General features: G+C 52.7%; 17 protein-coding genes and 1 pseudogene. 11 read left to right on the top strand and 7 right to left on the bottom strand.

Features of this window, described 5'->3' with window-relative positions:
- Positions 1-3: 3 nt before the first annotated feature.
- From AC5JPW_RS14355 to AC5JPW_RS14345, 3 genes are all read left to right on the top strand, one after another.
- Positions 4-480, top strand: a complete 477-nt coding sequence (locus tag AC5JPW_RS14355; protein WP_494241358.1) for a sulfotransferase family protein — start codon at positions 4-6, stop codon at positions 478-480.
- The gene (locus AC5JPW_RS14350) at positions 477-1,643 is read left to right on the top strand and encodes a glycosyl transferase family 8 (RefSeq protein ID WP_494241356.1); all 1,167 of its coding nucleotides are present in this window, start codon (positions 477-479) and stop codon (positions 1,641-1,643) included. The genes AC5JPW_RS14355 and AC5JPW_RS14350 overlap by 4 nt, the downstream gene beginning before the upstream one ends.
- 184 nt (positions 1,644-1,827) lie before the next feature.
- Positions 1,828-4,572, top strand: a complete 2,745-nt coding sequence (locus tag AC5JPW_RS14345; protein WP_494241354.1) for an autotransporter outer membrane beta-barrel domain-containing protein — start codon at positions 1,828-1,830, stop codon at positions 4,570-4,572.
- An 89-nt stretch (positions 4,573-4,661) separates the two neighbouring features.
- Here AC5JPW_RS14345 and AC5JPW_RS14340 read toward each other — a convergent pair whose 3' ends face one another.
- Positions 4,662-5,399, bottom strand: a complete 738-nt coding sequence (locus AC5JPW_RS14340; RefSeq protein WP_494241353.1) for a metallophosphoesterase — start codon at positions 5,397-5,399, stop codon at positions 4,662-4,664.
- 173 nt (positions 5,400-5,572) lie between these two features.
- Positions 5,573-6,496 carry an N-acetyl-gamma-glutamyl-phosphate reductase gene (gene argC / locus AC5JPW_RS14335; protein ID WP_494241352.1) on the bottom strand — a complete coding sequence of 308 codons (924 nt, stop codon included), beginning with the start codon at positions 6,494-6,496 and terminating at the stop codon, positions 5,573-5,575.
- 112 nt (positions 6,497-6,608) lie between these two features.
- Here argC and AC5JPW_RS14330 point away from each other — a divergent pair, with 112 nt between their 5' ends.
- The 4 genes from AC5JPW_RS14330 to AC5JPW_RS14315 all read left to right on the top strand — a co-directional run bounded on the left by AC5JPW_RS14330 (position 6,609) and on the right by AC5JPW_RS14315 (position 9,199).
- A complete protein-coding gene (locus AC5JPW_RS14330; protein ID WP_494241350.1) occupies positions 6,609-7,496 on the top strand; it encodes a LysR family transcriptional regulator in 888 nt (295 codons plus the stop codon).
- A 98-nt stretch (positions 7,497-7,594) separates the two neighbouring features.
- Complete coding sequence (locus tag AC5JPW_RS14325; RefSeq protein ID WP_494241348.1) at positions 7,595-8,089, top strand: hypothetical protein; 495 nt, start codon at positions 7,595-7,597, stop codon at positions 8,087-8,089.
- Entirely contained in the window at positions 8,086-8,538 is a 453-nt protein-coding gene (locus tag AC5JPW_RS14320) for a DUF6389 family protein (protein WP_494241346.1), read from the top strand. The genes AC5JPW_RS14325 and AC5JPW_RS14320 overlap by 4 nt, the downstream gene beginning before the upstream one ends.
- Before the next feature lie 178 nt (positions 8,539-8,716).
- The gene (locus AC5JPW_RS14315; protein ID WP_494241345.1) at positions 8,717-9,199 is read left to right on the top strand and encodes a cold-shock protein; all 483 of its coding nucleotides are present in this window, start codon (positions 8,717-8,719) and stop codon (positions 9,197-9,199) included.
- 37 nt (positions 9,200-9,236) lie between these two features.
- Here the strand turns inward: AC5JPW_RS14315 and AC5JPW_RS14310 are convergent, their stop codons facing one another.
- Together AC5JPW_RS14310 and AC5JPW_RS14305 are read right to left on the bottom strand one after the other, a co-directional pair.
- Positions 9,237-10,709: an amidase gene (locus AC5JPW_RS14310; RefSeq protein ID WP_494241344.1), complete on the bottom strand. Its 1,473-nt coding sequence runs from the start codon at positions 10,707-10,709 to the stop codon at positions 9,237-9,239.
- Positions 10,706-12,052: an MFS transporter gene (locus AC5JPW_RS14305; RefSeq protein WP_494241342.1), complete on the bottom strand. Its 1,347-nt coding sequence runs from the start codon at positions 12,050-12,052 to the stop codon at positions 10,706-10,708. Before AC5JPW_RS14305 ends, AC5JPW_RS14310 begins: the two co-directional genes overlap by 4 nt.
- Positions 12,053-12,529: 477 nt before the next feature.
- Here AC5JPW_RS14305 and AC5JPW_RS14300 point away from each other — a divergent pair, with 477 nt between their 5' ends.
- The 3 genes from AC5JPW_RS14300 (at position 12,530) to AC5JPW_RS14290 (ending at position 15,458) form a co-directional block, all read left to right on the top strand.
- Positions 12,530-13,438, top strand: a complete 909-nt coding sequence (locus AC5JPW_RS14300; protein WP_494241341.1) for a LysR family transcriptional regulator — start codon at positions 12,530-12,532, stop codon at positions 13,436-13,438.
- A 62-nt stretch (positions 13,439-13,500) separates the two neighbouring features.
- Complete coding sequence (locus AC5JPW_RS14295) at positions 13,501-14,883, top strand: M24 family metallopeptidase (protein WP_494241340.1); 1,383 nt, start codon at positions 13,501-13,503, stop codon at positions 14,881-14,883.
- Between the two features lie 179 nt (positions 14,884-15,062).
- Positions 15,063-15,458 carry a VOC family protein gene (locus AC5JPW_RS14290; protein ID WP_494241338.1) on the top strand — a complete coding sequence of 132 codons (396 nt, stop codon included), beginning with the start codon at positions 15,063-15,065 and terminating at the stop codon, positions 15,456-15,458.
- A 4-nt stretch (positions 15,459-15,462) separates the two neighbouring features.
- Here AC5JPW_RS14290 and AC5JPW_RS14285 read toward each other — a convergent pair whose 3' ends face one another.
- Positions 15,463-16,353 (bottom strand): dihydrodipicolinate synthase family protein, encoded by an 891-nt coding sequence (locus AC5JPW_RS14285; protein ID WP_494241336.1) that lies wholly within the window; start codon positions 16,351-16,353, stop codon positions 15,463-15,465.
- A gap of 23 nt (positions 16,354-16,376) precedes the next feature.
- Positions 16,377-17,274, bottom strand: a pseudogene (locus tag AC5JPW_RS14280) (DMT family transporter).
- A gap of 84 nt (positions 17,275-17,358) precedes the next feature.
- On the opposite strand from AC5JPW_RS14280, the gene AC5JPW_RS14275 reads away from it, so the two are divergent.
- Complete coding sequence (locus AC5JPW_RS14275) at positions 17,359-18,693, top strand: aminotransferase-like domain-containing protein (protein ID WP_494241334.1); 1,335 nt, start codon at positions 17,359-17,361, stop codon at positions 18,691-18,693.
- Here the strand turns inward: AC5JPW_RS14275 and AC5JPW_RS14270 are convergent.
- Positions 18,680-19,630: a zinc-dependent alcohol dehydrogenase family protein gene (locus AC5JPW_RS14270; RefSeq protein ID WP_494241332.1), complete on the bottom strand. Its 951-nt coding sequence runs from the start codon at positions 19,628-19,630 to the stop codon at positions 18,680-18,682. The two genes, AC5JPW_RS14275 and AC5JPW_RS14270, sit on opposite strands and share 14 nt — an antisense overlap.
- Positions 19,631-19,884: the final 254 nt, after the last annotated feature.

The following is a 19,884-nucleotide window of genomic DNA, read 5'->3' as shown; positions in this document are numbered from 1 at the left end:
TGATTGACAAGCTACCTGGCAAACTTCCTCTATGCCGGATTGATTCCACTACTGTTGCCAGGTGCACGGATCATCCATTGCCGCCGTGATCCTGTTGATACGTGCTTATCCTGTTACAGCAAACATTTCGCGGGTGAGCAATTATTTACCTATCAACTGGATGAGCTGGGCCAGTTCTACCGTGCTTATGAGGCCTTAATGGCACATTTTCGCCAGCTACTGCCGGCTGATAGCTTCATTGAAGTCGACTATGAAGCGGTGGTTGATGACCTTGAAGGGCAAGCGCGGCGTCTGATTGATTTCATCAGTCTACCGTGGGATGAGGCCTGCCTGACCTTCCACAAAACTCGGCGTATCGTGCGCACGGCCAGCGTGTCTCAGGTTCGTCAACCGATTTACACCTCCTCTATGGGACGCTGGCAACGGCATGCGGCGAACCTCGCCCCCTTGTTGGATGCACTGGGCATGGAGCAGAAATGAACGCAGCAGCAGACCCTCAGGTCATTTTCCAGCAGGTTGACGAGCTCCTGAAAGCGGACCGCTGGGCGGAGGCTGAAATGATTTTAAATCAAGCGCTTGCCTCCGGAACCGGTCCTATTCCTTTGTGGCGTCAGTTGTATGTCGCGTTTCGCCAGCAAGGAAAGATAACCGGTGCGACTCAGGTGCTGGAGATGATCGTGCAGGCCACACCGGGCGACCTTAATGCGCGATTCGACCTGGCAGAGATGCTGTTAATGCAGGGCGAATTCACGCGGGGCTGGCGCGAATATCGATTCCGTTACAGGCAGGATCACACCCGTATGTTTGAGCGCCATATACGGCAGCCGCGCTGGGAAGGGCAGTTAATTAAAGGAAAGACTCTGCTCATCCACGATGAGCAAGGTTATGGCGATACCTTTCAGTTCCTTAGATTGGTGGAGCAGGCACAAGCGCGCAGTGGTGCCCATGTGGTGCTGGAGGTGAACGAGGAGGCCTACAACCTGGCGCGTGGGGTCAGTGGTTATCACCAGCTGATGATGCGAGGAACGCTGCCACCACCGTTTGATTTTCACTGCGAACTGATGAGTTTGCCTGCGGCTCTTGGTTTACAGCTGTCAGATTTACCTGGACGAATACCCTATCTTTTCGCCGATCCTGCGCGAGTGGAGAAATGGCGAGCGCGGCTGGCTAATCTGCCACGCCCGTTAGTAGGGCTGGTGTGGGCCGGTCGTCCCACCCACGCTAACGACAAGCGCCGCTCGCTGGCGCTCGCCGACCTGGCTCAGTTGGCACAGGAAGGCATCACCTTCCTCGCGTTGCAGAAAGGACCGGCGGCAGAGCAGGCCGTTACGCCACCACCAGGCATGTCGCTACTTTCGCTAAGTGATGAAATTAACGACTTTGATGACACTGCCGCCATCCTGAGTGTGATCGATACGCTGGTCTCAGTGGACTCGTCTCCGGTTCATCTGGCCGGAGCACTCGGATGCCCTGCCTGGGTGCTAATCCCTTTTCAGCATGACTGGCGATGGTTACAACAGCGTGATGACTCTCCCTGGTATCCCGGCATGCGACTCTTTCGGCAGTCTGCGCCAGGTGAGTGGGCAGAGACGTTGCAAAGCATCACTATCTCTTTGAAAGAGTTGAAAAATAATTTTCATTGATACCTGGGGCGTTCAGTTTACTGAACGTTCTGCTGAAGAAGAGATTTTTACTGCCGATAAGTAAAGATTAAGGCTGGTTACACTATGTTAATATTTTTCGATTTGGCACAACAAACCGCTAACAGCGCTGTTTATATAATGCTATAAGTTAATTCTTATAAATAATGTTAATGCGGGTTGAGAAATGTCAAAAAATATTACAAATCCCACTGCGATTGACAGGCGCAAAGTACTCGGCCTTTCAATAGGGTCTGCACTTGCTTTGTTGCCTGTTGCAGACGCTTATGCCTGTCTGTCTATTGGTAATAATACAACGCTCTTTGGCACGACCGACTGTGTCGTCTGGTCTGGCGGTAATTTCCAGATAACCAATACCGGGAGCCTCAGTTCCATGAGCACCCCAGCCTTAACCGCAACTTCCTCGGCAGGAACATTGACCAATAATGGATTGCTTTCCGGGTCTTTGGGTGCAGGTGTGGAGAACTCGGCTAACGCACTTATTGTCCAGAATAACGCCAGGATCATCAGTGATACCATCGGGCTCAGTAATAACGGAACCCTTGTATCGCTGAGCAATAATGTCGGAGGAACGATTTCCGGTTCAATTGCGGGGATTCAGAACAATAGCGTTATCACGTCACTCAATAATAACAATATTATCTCCGGCGGCGTGGGTATCAGTAATGCTGGAAGTGTGGGCACTCTGGTCAATGCGGGTTCTATTGCCGGAACCACAAAGGGCATTTACAACTCGGGTGCTATCACCAACTTATCCAACAGCGGCTCTATTTCTGGCTCGACGTATGGCATCCACTCTGATAATGGCAGCCAGCTCCTCTCTCTGCAAAATACCAGCACAGGCGTTATTACAGGCGGGGATGGGGTGCTGATAGGCAATCTGACCCCCTCTGGTACGATCACCGTCAACACGCTGACCAATGCTGGCCTGATTGTGGGGACGACGGGCGTCGCGGTGGGTACCAGTACCAACGGGACTATCGGTAGCCTTAATAACTCCGGGACCATCAGCGGCGCTCAGGGGGGTGTGGGCAATGCCGGCACCATCAGCTCTCTGGTCAACAGCGGTACTCTCTCCAGCAGCGGTTATGCGCTTTATAATGCAGGCACCGGAACCATCGGGGCCATTACCAATAGCGGCCTGATAGCCGGCACAGTCTACAATGGTTCAGTCAGGAGCTTTGTCATCAACGGCAGCAGCGATGCGACCTTCGGTACCCTGACTGGCGTCAGCGGCGGCACCGGCAGCGCCGATATCGGAAATATCTACAGCACCAGTGCCGATGTGTATTTCGCTTCCGGCAATCTGCTGCTCAACGACAATATCTACACCGGTAACTATACCGCGAACAACTCAGGCGCGACGTTACAGGTCAATAACATCCTCAGCATCACGGGTAAATACGCCCAGGGCGCATCTGGAGCACTGGTAGTGGGTGTGGGCGATGCCGCAGTGAGCAATGGCATTTCGACCGATACCGGCTATGGACGTTTGATTGTCAGTGGTGCCGCGACCATCGACAGCGGTTCAACGGTTGCGCTCAGGTCGCTCAATACCTACCGTTTTGCCGCGGGCCAGCGCTATGTGGTTATCACCGCCGCCCAAAATGGCACGAATTACAATGCCAGCACGTTAAATTACCTGACATCCGCCTATGATGGAGTGACCAGTGGCTCTGTGGTCAACAGTGGCAACACAAGCAGTCTGGTGGTTTCGCTGGCTAACAAGGCGTCAGATCCGGGTACGCCTGGAGGGGGAGACACCCCGGTCACCCCGGGCTTTGCGACGACGGGCAATGCGATATCGTCGCTGAACGGGTTGAAACAGTACTCCGGCATTGCCCCGGGGCTGCTCGATCTCTACAACGCCTCACTGGCCATTGACTCCACCCGTGAAGCAAACAAAGCGGGTGAACAGCTCTCCCCGGTACAGAACAGCAGCGCCAGCAATGTGGCCTCCGTGGCGACCTTTGACGCTGTCGGCGTGGTTGGTCAGCGCGTGGATGCAGTGCGTCTGGCGCAGAGACAGGGCACGAGCGGAGTGGCAACCGGTGATGATCCTACCGACTGGGCAGCATGGGGGCAGGTGTTTGGCGGACATGCTAACCAGGGCATGGTCGATGATGTCAGTGGTTATAAAGCGAATTACAGCGGACTGGTGCTCGGTGTTGATCGGGCTCTCAGCGACGCCTGGCAGGCCGGTGCTGCACTGACGTACAGTTACACCTCGATCCATGGCGAAGATAATCTTTCCGGTAACAAGACGGGGGTCGATTCCTACGGTCTGATTGGTTATGCCAGTTACACCGGTGAGCCGTGGTACGTAAACCTTTCCGCAAGCGTCACTCAGCAACGTTACGACACGACGCGTAAGGTGGATATGACCGGATACTCCGATTCTGCCCGGGGCAAGTTTAACGGTCAGCAGTATGTCACTAAAGCGGAGTTCGGCTATCCGCTGGCCGTGGCAGACACCACCACGCTGACGCCGCTGGCCAACCTGAGCTACAGCTATCAGACGCTTGATAGTTACAAAGAAAGTAGCGGCAACGGTTCAGCGCTTTCAGTGGAGAGCAGCCACAATAATGCGCTGCGTAGTGGCCTGGGCGCGAAACTGGAGAAATCATTCCAGACCGGTATGGGTGATGTCGTTCCTTACGTGCAGGCCATGTGGACCCATCAGTATAATCCGCAGCGCAGTTCCACTTCTGCGAGCTACATTGCGGATACGGTTGGTGAAACCAGCTTCACAACCTATGGTGCTTCGCCTGTTGAAGACACCGCCGATCTTTCTCTGGGGGCGACGGTGCTGAATTCGGACACGCTCAGTGTGACCGCACGTTACAACGTGCAGCTCGGTGAACAGTACCAGGGCCAGACCGTGAGCCTGCAGGTTCGTAAGCGGTTCTGATTTCTTCTACGTCGCTTACCGCTCCTGAACATCTCAGGAGCGGTTCTTCATGTTGTCACATCCGCAATCTCATCGACCACGCGTAAAAATCAAACGTTCACGTAATGACTGCTGAAGCATTTATTTACATAGCGATGAATCATTAAGGCAGGCGGGTCTCCAACTGGCGGCACGTTTTCCGCGCCAAACCAGACGGGGTTAGCCGGACAGACGGAACCACAGATATAAGCCGGTATGCCTGCGAACACACCCGCAACAGGGCGATGCACGTGTCCGCTCGAAATGGCAAGCAATGTTGCCCGCGTATTTTTGATAAGTATTTCGAGTTTATCCAGGCCTCTGCACATTGTGTCATCCAGAGTGGGAATGCCGGAGGTGAAGACATGATGATGCAAAAACAGTAGCGTTGGAGAATTCCCGGCATTGTTAAGCTCTTTTTCCAGCCAGTCCAGATGTTCAGTCACGCTACCGTAATCCTGCGAGTCAACCGTCGAATCCAGACCAATCAGCCGCAGACCGTCGATGTGATCAACAGCGTGCAGGGCGCCATCGGGTGTATTCTTCGACCACCTGTTCTCGCCCCATACTGAAAGCATCAGGCGTCGATCGTCTGAATTACCTGGCAGAATCAATGAAGGATAAGGTCGCTGACAGAGCCGTTCCGCTATCTGTTCATAGCCTTCATGCCAATGGCCATCTGTTAAATCACCGGAAAGCACCAGCACGTCAGGTTGCAGATGCGCAAGCCATTTGAGCACCTTGTCAAATCGATCCAGGTGATTGTTTTCAGGCGAAGCGTGAATATCAGACACCTGCGCTATCAGCATAAAGACGTCCTTATGATTGCAGAGGGACAACAGTCAGTGACTCAGTGTAGACCGAAGGGCATGACTGCTAACAATAGATATTGCAATCACCCTGGCGGTTTTACTCCGCGCACTGGGTTGATGCACCTGGGCACCTTAATCTTCGGCATCCTGGTGAACCTCAAACCCGCTCTTTACCCTATGCTCATCAGCAGATCCAGGTTTTGCACGGCGGCTCCCGACGCTCCCTTGCCGAGGTTATCGAAGACCGCCGTCAGCAAGACCTGCCCGGTTTCAGGATTTGAATAGACGCCAAGTTCCATGTCATTCGTGTTATTCAAATGCTCGGGGTTAATGCGCTCTGCATCGGCAGCAGTTTGCAATCCCAGCACCTTCACGTGTCTGCTGTACATATAGTGCTGTGCAAGACAGGCATGAATCGAGGAAGCACTGGCATTCCGGGAGAGCAGGCGCACCTGCAATGGCACACTCAACACGATTCCCTGGCGGTACGCGCCATACGCAGGAATGAAAAAAGGCGGTGACGTGAGTTTTGCGTAGTGGGCTATTTCAGGCACATGCTTGTGCTTCAGGCCCAAACCATAGACCTGAAAAGCAGGCGCAGCCTCTATCGTATTGCCTTCGTAAAGTTCAACAGCCGTACGTCCACCGCCCGAGTAGCCGGATACGGCATGAATTGAGACGGGATAATCCGCAGGTATCAGCCCTGCGTTCACCAGCGGGTGCAGAAGACCGATAGCCCCCGTTGGGTAACAGCCTGGATTAGTGACGCGTTTTGAGGTTCTGATCCGCTCGGGTTGTGCCGCATCCAGCTCGGGAAAACCATATGTCCAGCCAGGTGTTACACGGTGCGCAGAACTGGCATCAATCATGCGCACTGCCGGGTTTTCCAGCATGGCGACCGACTCACGCGCGGCCTCATCGGGCAGACACAGAATCGCGATGTCACAGCTGTTGAGCATCTCGGCCCGAAGGCGCGCATCTTTACGTTGCGAATTCGGTAGGGTCATGAGCGTAATGTCTGAGCGGTTGCGTAGGCGATCGTGGATTTGTAAGCCGGTTGTGCCCTGGTCGCCATCAATAAATACGTGAGCCATCGTTATTTCCTGGAAGCGGTTGGAATTTGATAACAATGATGGTGTGCCAGGTTTAACTGTGGGTAAAGTTGAATTATCTTAACATCAAATTCAGTTTTTCTGAGGTTAACCCATGCGAGAGATCAACCTTGATCAGTTGCGAACACTGATTACGATTGCTGATACCGCCTCTTTTAGTGAAGCGGCCCTGCGACTTCACTTGTCGCCACCGACGGTCAGCTTGCATATTTCCGAACTTGAAAACCGTTTGGGCGCTAAATTACTTTCACGTACCCGGGGTAAAATCAGACCAACGGCGATTGGCGAAAATCTGGTCGCACATGCACGCCGGTTACTCGCTGATGCAGCCTATGTCCTGGATGATATCGCCCGCCAGGCAAAGGGGTTGACCGGGCAAGTCAGGTTCGGTGCATCAACGGGGGCTATCGCCAATTTGCTGCCTCGTGCGATTGAAAAGCTCGCGCAGTCCCATCCAAATGTTGATGTCCAAATTACGGTCCTCACCTCGCAACAAACTCTTGAGCAGCTGAAATCGGGATCGCTTGATATGGGTATCGTGGCACTTCCACAGCCCCGCAGTGCAGGTCTGTGCATTGAGGCCTGGCGTCGTGATCCCGTTATGGCTTTCCTGCCTGCAAGTTGGGAAGTCCCGGACGTTGTCACGCCAGAATGGATCATTGAGAAGCCGCTGATTATGAATGGCTCAGGCACTCACTTATCACAGCTGACCAGCGGCTGGTTTTCCGGTACGGGGCATCGGCCCACACCGCGTATTACGCTCGACTACAACGATGCGATAAAAAGTCTGGTCGGGGCAGGGTACGGGGCCACATTGTTGCCTCTGGAGTCGGGCACGCCAGCATCTCACCAGGATCGTACCCTTGTTCGTCCCTTAGCACCTGCGTTATGGCGGGAATTAGGGCTGGCCTGGCGGGAGAGTGATAACGAGCTGTCAACACGGCACTTGCTTTCGGTACTGCGGGATTTAAAGCTGGAGTGAATTTATAAGGAACAAGTCATAGACCAGATGTATGGCATGAGATATCTTATCGGGGATCTTTTAACGGGTATAAACAATAAATAATTCAGGAACATAGAATGCTGCGCAAGCTGTTATTGGCTTTATCCATCGCCTCTGTCGGAAACTACGGTTATTCGTTTTATACTGTCATGGCTGATTTGCCGTTTACGTATCAATTTCAAAATGTATTTACAGCGGTCATGTGTCTGCTTTTTGCATTTTTATTGTTTGCATCAAAAAATGAAGAAATTACAGGGCTGTTAAATCGTTATTACACACTTTTTAACAGGGGGGGAATCGTCGGGAAATATAACTGGCCCATGCTGTTCAGTTTTATGTTTGTCGCTTATGCTCATTATTATTTATCATCGCTGGCATTTAAACTGTGCTTCGATATCATGACAAGGTTTACTCATGTGTATGAGTACCTGACAGTTGATCATATTACATACATATTCTTTGGTGCTAACTGCCTGTTCTTCTTAGTCTATTCAGTACCAGTAGTAAAAACTCTTCGCTATTTGAAAAGAGGTGTCACTGCGTATTCTGATGAAAATCAGGGGGAGGCGTGACACGAGTTGAGTACATCACTGCATTACAAAATATTTTAAACACACACGCGAAAAATGCCCTTGTTCAAATCGACCGCATTAAAAACGCGCTTCCATCTAACGCTCAGGCTGTTGAAGTTGGCATCTATCCCTGGCAAGATGGGGAAGGTTTTTTTGATGTTATGATTCATCTTTGTGGCCCTGATTTGAGCATTTTGAATAAAGCTATGGAGCCTTACCGTATCTTATTTGAAGTGAAATTCGTTAACGGTAAACCTGAACCCGACGTGCCAATGTTCGATCCTTATGATGTTTCGTTTTCGGTCAATGATATTATTGTCGACGTAGGAATCAACTGGGTTAAACAGCTTTGGGCATTGTCAGGCGGTGTGGGTATCCCGGCGTATGTCTTTGGTGATGAGTGTTCATCATCTCAAGGGCGTATTTTGCTTAATACCGGGAATGAATAATGAAAATGAACAACCTGATTACGCTTGTCTGGCCCCATAACGCTACCGCAAGACTCTTCCGCCTCGCATCCGCACAAATAATCATCCAGACTTAAGCAAAGACATGGTCTGCGCAGACGTTGTGCTTTACACTGCGCGCTGCAAAAATTTGTGTAGATAAACGATTAATCAGGCGGTAATGGCGATGAACGGAACAATCACTACGTGGTTTAAAGATAAAGGTTTTGGATTTATCAAAGATGAGAACGGCGACAACCGCTATTTTCACGTGATTAAAGTCGCCAATCCGGACCTGATCAAAAAAGATGCGGCGGTGACCTTTGAGCCGACGACGAACAATAAGGGTTTGTCCGCGTATGCGGTAAAAGTCATTCCGGAAAGCAAGAACATCTTTATCGCGGGCGAGCGTATCAAGCTTGCATCGATCAAGTCTTACGTCGTTTTCAGCGAAGAAGTCCCTGCTGATAGCCGTATTGATAAAGAAAATGCCGTGCTGTCAGTAGGAATGCTGCTTAATAACATCAAACCGAAATCCAGCATCAAGCCGGGTGAAATGCGTTCGTTGAAAAAATTGGCTATCACAACCTTTCAGGGCACAACGCTCATCTTCACTGAAGATGAAATTGATGTGGAAGCCACAGTGAAGATGCTCAAGGTGTAAACCATAGCCTATCAGGCCGGGTTTCCCCGGCCTTTGATCAGCGCGTGACATGCACCTCAGGGGTGGAGTGACTGATGAAGCGGCCACCTGACGCTCGTTCAAGCTGTGCGGCCAGCTGCAGTAACAGACCATCGTTACCCTGGCGCGTCTGGAAATGCATCCCCAGCGGCAGACCCGACTCCTGCCAGGCCAGTGGTAGAGAGATGCCCGGCGTGCCGGTCAGACTGGCAAGTGGGGTGTAGGAAAAGATATCCCATAAAGAATAAAACCAATCCATTACGTTCGGGTTATCACTGAGTGTCAGGTACTTTTTCTCGCCAAGCAGTGGTGTAGGCCTGGAGAAAGTTGGAGTCAGAATCAGATCCCATGACTGGAAAAACTGTCCGAGACTGCGCGAGATACGGTTAAACGCATCCTGCATCTTCCAGCGCTCGCTGTAAGACATATCAATCCCTTTTTGCCAGATACGGATGTTGATTGGCTCAATCAGATCTTCCGGCGGGGCACTGAGCTGGTTTTTCTCCAGCAACCGTTGAATAAATTGCGCGAAATTACTGATGTAGCAGGTCGTCTGCGCCGAGAATGCCTCTTCAAAGTCGATATCTGGCGTCATCCATTCCACCTGATGGCCCATCTCTTCCAGCAGACGGGTGGTTTTCTCTAGTTCACTGACAATATGCGGTGTTGAACGGTATTCTCCCCACTCGTGTGAGACAGCAATGCGCAGCGGGGCTGGGTCGCGGGTAATCATTTCGCAGCAGGTTTCGCCCGGTTGCCAGTAGGGCATAAATTCCCCCGGTGCGCCGCCCCGGCAACTGTCGACAAACAGTGCGGTGTCGCGCACGCTCCGGCTGACGCAGCCCTGGGTAGAAACGTAACCCGTGATATCCGACAACGCCGGGCCAATGGAAAACACTCCCCGACTGCTTTTAAGACCGACCAGGCCGTTCGAACCAGCGGGAATACGAATCGAACCACCACCATCTGTAGCGTGGGCGAGGGGCAAGATCCCAGCGGCAACCGATGCACTGGCGCCTGCTGACGAACCGAAGGTGGTGTAGTCGGTATTCCACGGACTGCGGGTGACATAGATGTCCGGGTTTTCCGCTGAGCCACACACACCAAATTCCGGTGTGGTCGAGCGCCCGATAATGTTCAGCCCCGCCTGACGGATCTGGCTCGTCAGAAACGCATCTTCTTTCGGACGGTTGCCGCGCATAAATTTCGACCCTTGTTCCTGACGGCGATTTTTTACCCCTGGTCCCAAATCTTTGATCAGAAACGGCACTCCCTTAAAGGGACCGTTAATGTTAGTGCCGTCAATTTGGGGATGAGCGATGGCATCTTCGAACAGCTCAACCACTGAGCTAATGTGTGGGTTAATTTTTTGCGTGGCTGCCCGCGCTTGTTCCGCCAGCTCTGTTGCGGTGACCTCACCGCGTCTGACCAGTTCGGCCAGTGCGGTCGCATCACTGTTACTCCACTCCTGCCAGCTCATGATTGTTTTCATTGTGATTTCTCCTTCGCAAAATGGATGGCATCGGCGTTTATGCGTTTACGGCCTGGACTACGATGGGGTACACGTTCCTTAAGCAGCAACGTGGAGACCAGGCAGAGAATATTGGCAGCAATCAGGTAATAACCAGGGGAAACCGGGTCACCGGTCCATTTAATCAGCCATGAAAAGACGATTTGCGCAGTCCCCCCGAACAGGGTAATGCCAAACGCAAAAGCGATGGAAAAACCGGTCGAGCGGATATAGCGCGGGAAATTTTCACACAAGACCACCAGCACGCCAGAGCCGCTGATGCATTGCAGGGCCGCAAACACCGTGATGACTGCAAAGAACACACCTTCGGTACGCCAGCTATTGATCATTTCAAGGCCGGGTAACAGCAAAAGCAACAGGATCACGCGGGGCGCAATGATGGTCATTTTTCGCCCAAACTTATCTGCCATCCAGCCGCCGACCAGCGAGAAGAGCACCACACATACGCCAATCAGAATGGTGGACGCCATCGCCGTACCGGGGGCAAACTGCAGCTCTTTGAGGGCATAAGTAGTCATGTAATTCAGGAAATACTGGGTAATAGTGCTCCCTGAGAGAATGAAAATGCCGACCAGCACTAACCCGCGGTAGTTTTTCATCACTTCCCCCAGCAGACTGCCGGTGGATTCGCTGGCTGCGGAGTTTTCAGCAGTGAAGGTTTCGTTAAGGTTGTGGCGCAGGTAAATTGCAATCGGCAGGATGATCAGACCGAACGCAAAGGGCACACGCCAGCCCCAGGAGGAGAGTTGCTCTGGCGTCAGGAACACCGTCAACGTATAACCAATGACCCCAGCACTGATGCCTGCTAAACCTTGTGCCACAATCTGCCAACTGGTGTAAAACGCCCGTTTACCTTCCGGGGCGGCTTCCATGATGAAGGTGGTTGCCGGACCCGCTTCGCCTCCCCACGCCAGCCCTTGTAACATACGTACAATCACCAGCAGTACAGGAGCGGCCATGCCGATAGTTTCGTATCCTGGCAGGAAGACCAGTCCACCTGTACCTATGGTCATAAAGACCATGGTCAATAGCATGGCGGGCTTGCGTCCGACCCGGTCTGCATAACTACCAATAAATATCGCACCGAGTGGCCGTACAATAAAACCAATACCAAAAACAGAGACCGATAATAAAAGACTGGTAAAAGGATTGTCTGATGGGAAGAAAATATTACCGATCATAACGGCAAAGGTGGCATAGGCACTAAAATCAAAAAACTCAACCGCCGCACCGAGTACAACAGCAAGCACTTCTTTGCGCGAAGCTTTAGGCTTTGATGCGTCGTGATTTATCTCAGTTGTCATCGTAAGGTCTTCCTCAATGTATTCAGTCGTGGTGAAACGTGAAAAGACATTGCAGACATATAGCAAGTGGCGACAGGGTTCACTATCACCATTTCGCGGGTGCAGTGTTTAAAAAATGTATGCACTCCACATCGGCAGATCGAATAAGAAAATAATATGAATGAACATAAATTATTGTTTATATTGATTTGTTTATATTTTCATGAAAATTAATAAATATATCTCGGGCACACGCTATGTAATGAGTGCACTTAAAATGTGCTTCTGACGTTAATTAAAAACATTAGAGTTTAACCGTATGCCCTCTTATTTCGCCATCCTCCGGTTAATAACTAAACTATCTCGCACGGATCTGCACACTAATGGCGCAGCCTGCTATTTTATTGTGCATGAATTACCCGTATGGTTGAGTTGTTGATAATCCGGCTGGGCTGTAGCAGATTAAATTCATCAGCGCGGGAGAAAACAGGAGGACAGATGCAATTACGCGCACTGAAATATTTTAGCCAGGTCGCAAAGTCGTCCTCTTTCCGTGATGCCGCCGAGAAGCTGTTTGTGGCCCCTGGTGCTGTCACCCGCCAGATCGATTTGCTGGAACACTATTATGGCGCAGCTCTGATTGAACGCGGTCCACGCGGTATCAGACTGACCCGTGAAGGTGAGTATCTGGCGCAGGCTGTGGATGCGACCCTGCGGGAACTGGAATCGGTCAAAACCCGCATAGCTGCAAGGCAAAGTGTGGTATCCGGTACGGTGAAAGTGTGCGCCGCCGAGAGCCTGATTACGCTCTTTATCGCGCCGGTGATTGAGGATTTTGGTCTGCAGCATCCGGGTGTTGCCTTTGAAATCGACACCGGCAGTGCGCCACACATTGCGGAACAACTTATCTCCGGACAGGTAGATCTCGCGCTTGCGTTTTACACCCCCGTGAGTGCTGAGATCCAGGTGACCCATAGTTGCCAGCTTGAGCATAAAGTGTTGATGGCGGCACATCATCCGTTGGCCGGAAAACGGCAGCTCACGTTAAAAGAGATTGAAGCGCACCCCATCGCCATTCCCCCGGCAAATTACGCCGTTCGTCAGTTACTGGAATCCGCTGCCCGGCGGGAAGGCGTTCATTTCGATATGCGCTTTATTACCAGTTCTATGGAAGTACAGAAGACGCTGGCCTTGCAGGGGAAAACGTTGCTGCTTTTACCACAGCTAAATGTGAGCAATGTAGAAGCTTCATCATTGTTTGTTGCCGTTCCTCTGGCCGATCCGCTGATGGGGAAGGTGAAGGTCGATCTCTGTCTTCCGCGTCAGCGTACACTGTCAATGGCCACGCGACTGTTCCATGATCTGCTTGCACAACGGATTGAGGGGCAGAACACCTCCGCACAATAAAGTCATAGGGTAGGAGTAAAGGGATCCGCTATGCTTTTTGGGTCTTCATAAGGAATGAAACCATGCTTACCGAAAAGCGTTACTGCCTCCATGAAATACCGGCTCCTCAGACGTACACAGATGTTGTTTCTCCCGTTCTCCCTGATGATACTCTGACCGCTCGCTTGCAAAAAATTGTGCATGCCATGAAGCAGGCGGGTCTGTCCCATCTGGTGATTTACGCTGATAAAGAACACGGCGCTAATTTTGAATATCTCGCCGGGTTTATCCCGAGGTTTGAGGAAGCGCTACTGGTCGTTGATGCGTGCGGCAAGCTAACCTACATCATGGGTAATGAGAACCTGAAACTGGTGCCTCATGCCCGAAATCCGGGCAAATGTCTCCATACCCCACTGTTTTCGCTGCCCAATCAGCCGATGGACAATGACGCACCGCTGGAAGAACTTCTGGCATCCTGTGGTCTATCTGCAACAAGTAAAGTGGGCGTGGTCGGGTGGAAACTGTTTACCCGTAACCCGGCATTGTTTGATGTGCCTGCATTTATTCTGGATGCGATCGTGAACGCAGCGGGCGGGCGGGAACATGTCGTCAACGCAACCGGGCTGTTCATTTCGCCGGAACAGGGTGTGCGTACAATAAACAACGCCAGCGAAATAGCTTTCTATGAATATGGGGCAAATCTGGCATCCACGCGCGTACTTACGGCACTGAATGCCATTGAACCCGGTAAAAGTGAAAAAAACGTCGGGCAATGGCTGGCGGGGGAAGGTCAACCCAGCAATGTGGTGATGATTGCTGCTACCGGTGACCGTTTTGCCCATGCAGGTTTGTACCCTGGCGATAAGCTCATTGCCCGTGGTGATAAGTTCTCTCTGACGGTCGGATACAAAGGTGGCTTAACCAGCCGTTCAGCTTACGTGGTTGCCGATGAGAGTGAACTCCCCGCATTTGTCGCAGATTACCTTGAGCGCGTGGCGATACCCTATTACCACGCGGTGGTGAGCTGGCTGGAGTTTATTCGCCCGGGTGTCACGGGCGGTGACGTTTACCGCCTGGTGGAGTCAGTTTTACCGAAGTCTGATTTTCACTGGCATCTCAATCCCGGTCATTTTGTGGCAGATGAAGAGTGGCTGAGCTCGCCCATATTTGCCGACTCCACTGTCACCCTGAAAAGCGGCATGCTGCTGCAAATTGATATTATTCCGTCGATTCCGGGTTACGGTGGCAGCAGCATTGAGGACACCATCGGCCTTGCCGATGACACGTTGCGTGCGGAGCTGGCAAAACACTACCCGCAGGTTTGGGCGCGTATACAGGCCCGCCGGAAATATGTGACAGAAATACTGAAAATCAGGCTACCGGAAGAGGTGGTGTTGCTTTCAAATACGGTGGGATACCTGCGACCGTTCTTACTGGACCAGAAGCGCGCGCTGGTTAAGGCATAAAGAAAACTTTATGACCGCTATTTTGCTGCTTGACGATGGGGAGAGGGCAAAATGCGCTACACCGCCATTGCTCGCCACCGCAGCGCTGAAGCGAAGAGATGGGTTTTTATGTCGGTTGGAGAATTGTGGTTCACCAACTGACAGAGTATGCAAAACCATTTGAATGACAGAGAGAAAATATGTCTGAGACTATCCCGGAATTGATTCCATTTTCGTATGTCCTTGCTGTACGAAACCTGCACCGCACTACGGCCTGGTTTCGTGATGTGCTGGGATTTGAACTGATGTGGCCTGAAGGCGGCGGCTGGCAGTTGGCCAAACGCGGCAGTGTGCGGGTGATGCTTGGTGAATGCCCTGATGCTCAGAAAGCCGCTGATTTGGGAGATCATAACTACTTTGCCTACCTGCATGTCACCAATGCGACGGCACTGTATGATGAATGGACCAGCCGGGGGGCGAACATTCTGTCGCCACTCACCGACCAGCCCCACGGTATGCGAGAATTTATGGTTGCCACCCCGGATGGTCACCGGATGATGATAGGGCAGACGCTGGATCTCCCGTCTGCCCCCTGATCGCTTAAGACAGAGACAACGATTGCAGGACGATGTTGAGCTGTGCTTTTTCAGCACCGTTCAGTTCTTTCAACGGGAACGGCAGGCAAGGTGATTGTGCCAGACCGAGAATGTCGGCAGCGGCGGCGACCACGCGCAGACTGCCGTGTTTACGGAACAACTGCCAGAGTGGCTCCAGCTTTTCAGACAGTTGAAATGCCTTTGCATAATCACCGGCCTGCGCCGCCCGGCTTATTGCCAGGCTCGCTGCCGGGGCGAGCCCGCCAATCACTGAGTACCAGATATCACAGCCTGCGGCGAAACCTTCTGCCGCCTGCCAGTCACCGCTAATACCAATCGACACATGCGCCGGGATGCGGGCACGGAGTGCATCCACGCGGGCTTTGCCATTGAGTGGCTCACCCGCCACCGTGGAGAGTTTTACCGAACCGACGGACGGCAGTGCAGCGATTGCAGCCAGCAGATCGTCGGTGAAGCTAAACCCGGTGGTGCCAGGGTTGTCATAGATGCACAGCGGCACGGACAATTGGCGGGCGACACGTTCGTAAAGTGCGAATACTTCATCTGGCTTGAGTCGCTGGTAGGATACCGGGGCCATCATCACCGCGCTGACACCTGCCTGTTGCGCCGATTCAGCCAGTTCCAGCACCTCCTGCACGCGAATCGCGCCGATGCTCACCATCACCGGGATACCGTGCGCCCCGTCCACTGCCAGCTGTGCAACGCGCTTGCGCTCCTGGGTTGTCAGGTAGGCATAGCTGCCGGTGGAGCCCAGTGCACCGATAGAGTCGACACCGGCGGTGACGAGATTATTCATCAGACGACGAAAGGCCACCTCATCCACTTTGCCGTCAACGAGCGGGGTCAGTGGGAAGGCGCTAAGACCTGTTAACATGACTTTTCTCCTGCCAAAAATAATTAACGGCTAAATTTACGTGAACCTGCCACGCACACGATGACGCCCAGGGTCACGAACACCATCATCAGGCTGACGGATTCGTGTAACAGCGTGGCAGCGAGTGCGAGGGCAAAAAAGGGTTGTAGCAATTGCAATTGCCCGACGGCAGCAATCCCGCCCTGGGCTAATCCTTTGTACCAGAAAATGAACCCAATCAGCATACTGAACAACGAAACATACCCCAATGAAAACCAGGCTGCTTCACTCACGTCACTAAAGCTGACCGGGCGGGTGAAGAGGGCGAGTACTGAACATCAAAGGCAATGAAAGGATTAACGCCCAACTGATGACCTGCCAGCCACCGAGCTCCCGTGACAGGCGCGCCCCTTCAGCATAGCCAAGACCACAGACTACGATGGAGGCCAGCATCAGCAGGTCACCGGTTAGCGAGGCGGCGATACCCTGGCTGAACGCATATCCCATAACCAGCAGGCTGCCAAGGCACGAACAGATCCAGAATGCCGGGCGCGGTCGCTCTCCGCCACGAATCACGCCAAAAATGGCAGTGGCCAGCGGCAACAGCCCCAAAAATACGATGGAGTGAGCGGAAGAGACGTGCTGTAAGGCAAACGCGGTAAGTAGCGGAAAACCGATCACCACACCTAAAGCCACGACGATGAGTGACAGAGCCTGGGCACGGTTGGGACGTTGCCCTTTAAGGACAATTACCAGCATTAACGCCAGAATTCCGGCAATCGAGGCGCGGGCGACGGTGAGAAACAGTGGGTCAAAATCGAGCACGGCGGCCCGGGTTGCTGGCAGTGAACCGCTAAAAATGAGCATACCCAAAAAGCCGTTAATCCACCCGCTGAGGGGGTGGTTGTCTGTTTTTTCTTGCACTGTGCGACCTCTTTTCATTGTTATTGTTCGTCAACCTGTTTGACAGGAGTGAGCATACGGCTGAGAATTCATGACAATCAAATTATTGTCATGGATACAATAGTGAAAGCGCGCTACAAATCGATCGTGGACGAATTCGCCACCGCGATTAAATCCGGTGACCTTATGCCGGGCACACGGCTGCCTACGCACCGGGTGCTGTCTGCGCAGCACCATATTTCGCTGGTGACTGCCACACGGGTGTATGCAGAGCTGGAGAGTATGGGGCTGGTGAGCGGCGAAACCGGGCGTGGAACCTTTGTGCGGGAGATCATGTTGCCGCGTGGGCAGGGCATTGATCGTCATGCGATCGCCACCGACGTTATCGATCTCAGTTTTAACTACCCGGCGCTGCCCGAGCAGGCCGAATTACTGCGTACTGCATTGCGTCAGCTTTCGGTTGGCGGCGATCTGGAATCGTTACTTCGTTACCAGCCACACGGTGGGAAACCCAGTGAGCGTGCGGTGTTTGCCAACTATCTTGCAGGCTCAGGCGTTAAAACCAATCCAGATAATCTGCTGGTCGTCAACGGTACGCAGCACGGATTAACAGTTGCGGTGATGGGGTTGCTCAAACCCGGCGATGTGGTGGCGGTAGATGCGCTCACTTATCCGGGCTTCAAAGTGTTGGCAGAGCAATTCCATCTTGAACTGGTGGGCATTCCGGCAAAAGGCGACGCGATGGATCTTCAGGCGCTGAGGCAGGTGTGCAAAAAGCGACGTGTCAAAGCGATTTACACAATGCCAACGCTGCATAACCCGTTGGGTTGGGTTGCTAACGATGCGGTCCGTCGGGAAATGGCGGCGATCGCCCAGGAACATGACCTGCTGGTGATTGAAGATGCGACCTACGTCTGGCTGGTAGAGGATCCGCCGCTGCCCATCCACCACTATGCACCAGAACGCACGGTTTACCTGGCCGGCTTCTCCAAAAATGTGGCCTCCGGGCTGCGTGTGGGTATGGTTGTGGTGCCGGAGGATAAGCGTCATTTTGTGGAGCGTGCGATTCGTGCGACCACCTGGAATACGCCAGCGCTGATGACCGCCATTGTCTGCGGCTGGGTGCAGGACGGTACCGTAGCGCGGCTGGAAAAACTGAAGCGTGAAGATGCCCGTTTTCGTCAGTCGGTGGTGCGGGAACATTTGTCACCGCTGCCTTACCAGACACATCCTTCGTCCTATTTTATCTGGCTGCCGTTGCAGGAAGAGGTGCGTGCGGACAGAGTGGTCAGCGCATTGCTCAAAGAGAACATCTCGCTGACGACAGCCGAACCATTCAGTACCTCGATCCATACGCCTCATGCTGTGCGACTGGCGATTGGCTCCGTGGATATTGAAACGCTGAAAAAAGCGGTAATCACCGTGAGAGAAACGATCGAGTATTTTAACGCGCAGTAAAATCCAGCATCGGTTTGCCGGTTCTTCCCGCTGTTTTGTAATGGGCAATCGCGGCCTGCCACTGTTCCAGCGGGAAGAGGGTGACATCACTCAGCGTCATCTGGCGCAGCAGCGCCCAAATGACCTTAAACTCGGCCTGCCATGCTGGCGTGCTCATGGTTGCAAGGTAATTGCGCACATGGAACCAGTGCAGGGTCGCAGCGCGGTTTTGCATGCAGAAAGGCTGCCCGGAGAGCAGGCCATAACTGACAAACTGAGCGGTTTCCGGTAAGCAGCTGAGCAATATGTTTGCCAGTTCACCGCCGACGGCTTCATACACCACGTCGGCGGTCTTTGCGTAACGCCGGATAACATCAATTTCTGACTCAGAGACCGGCATCATTCCCAGCCGCGCCAGTTTGTCGGCATGCGCAGGAGAGCGGTAAACACTCATCACCTTATGTGCTCCGATCTTCAATGCCCACTGGCCTATCAGTTGCGCGCATTCCGACCCCGCCGCCGTGACCAACACCTGTTTTCCCATAGGCGAGAAGTGTTTCAACATTAACGTAGCGGCCAGTGGATTGATGTATGCCCGTGCTGCATAAGCATCGCTGATATCATCCGGGACCGGAACAGCCAGTTCAGCCGGGCAATCGACATACTTCTGCCACGTACCCCGGCCCCGGAGTGGCAGCACTCGCCTGCCGAGCAAATAGGCATATTCAGCAGGCGCTTCAGTTACAATCCCCACACCTTCATACCCGGCAACCTGCGGCGGTATAACGCGATGACCGTAAGCCCCGGTGATTGGAATCAGATCGGACGCGTTGACCGGGGCAAACCGCATCCGTACCCGAAGGTGATCTTCAGCTAAAGGAGAAAGCGATTCACCGAGATATTCCAGCGCAGACTCAGGTGGACCAAAATGGTTGTAACGTAAAAGGGTGTTGATCATGATTTGCCAGTGCGTGAATTATCATGTGGTCGTTGCCGGAGAGCAAAGTGTACCATCGCGTGCATAATCAGGGGGGCCCATCAGGAATCATAAAAATACACACTGGTGAGGCAATCGTTCAGGGAGAGCCGCATCAGATATTCTGACGAACAAGAAGAAAGAGTTGGGTTGGTGAAACGCTGCCACAAACCGTATGGTCAGTGGCAGCGAGGGAAGGTTAACGCCAGGGCGAAAAAAGGTGACCGTCTATGTCA

The sequence above is a fragment of the Phytobacter sp. genome, from assembly GCF_059074235.1.
Note: the sequence above shows the minus strand (reverse complement) of the source record. Positions and strands in the feature narration are given on the sequence as shown.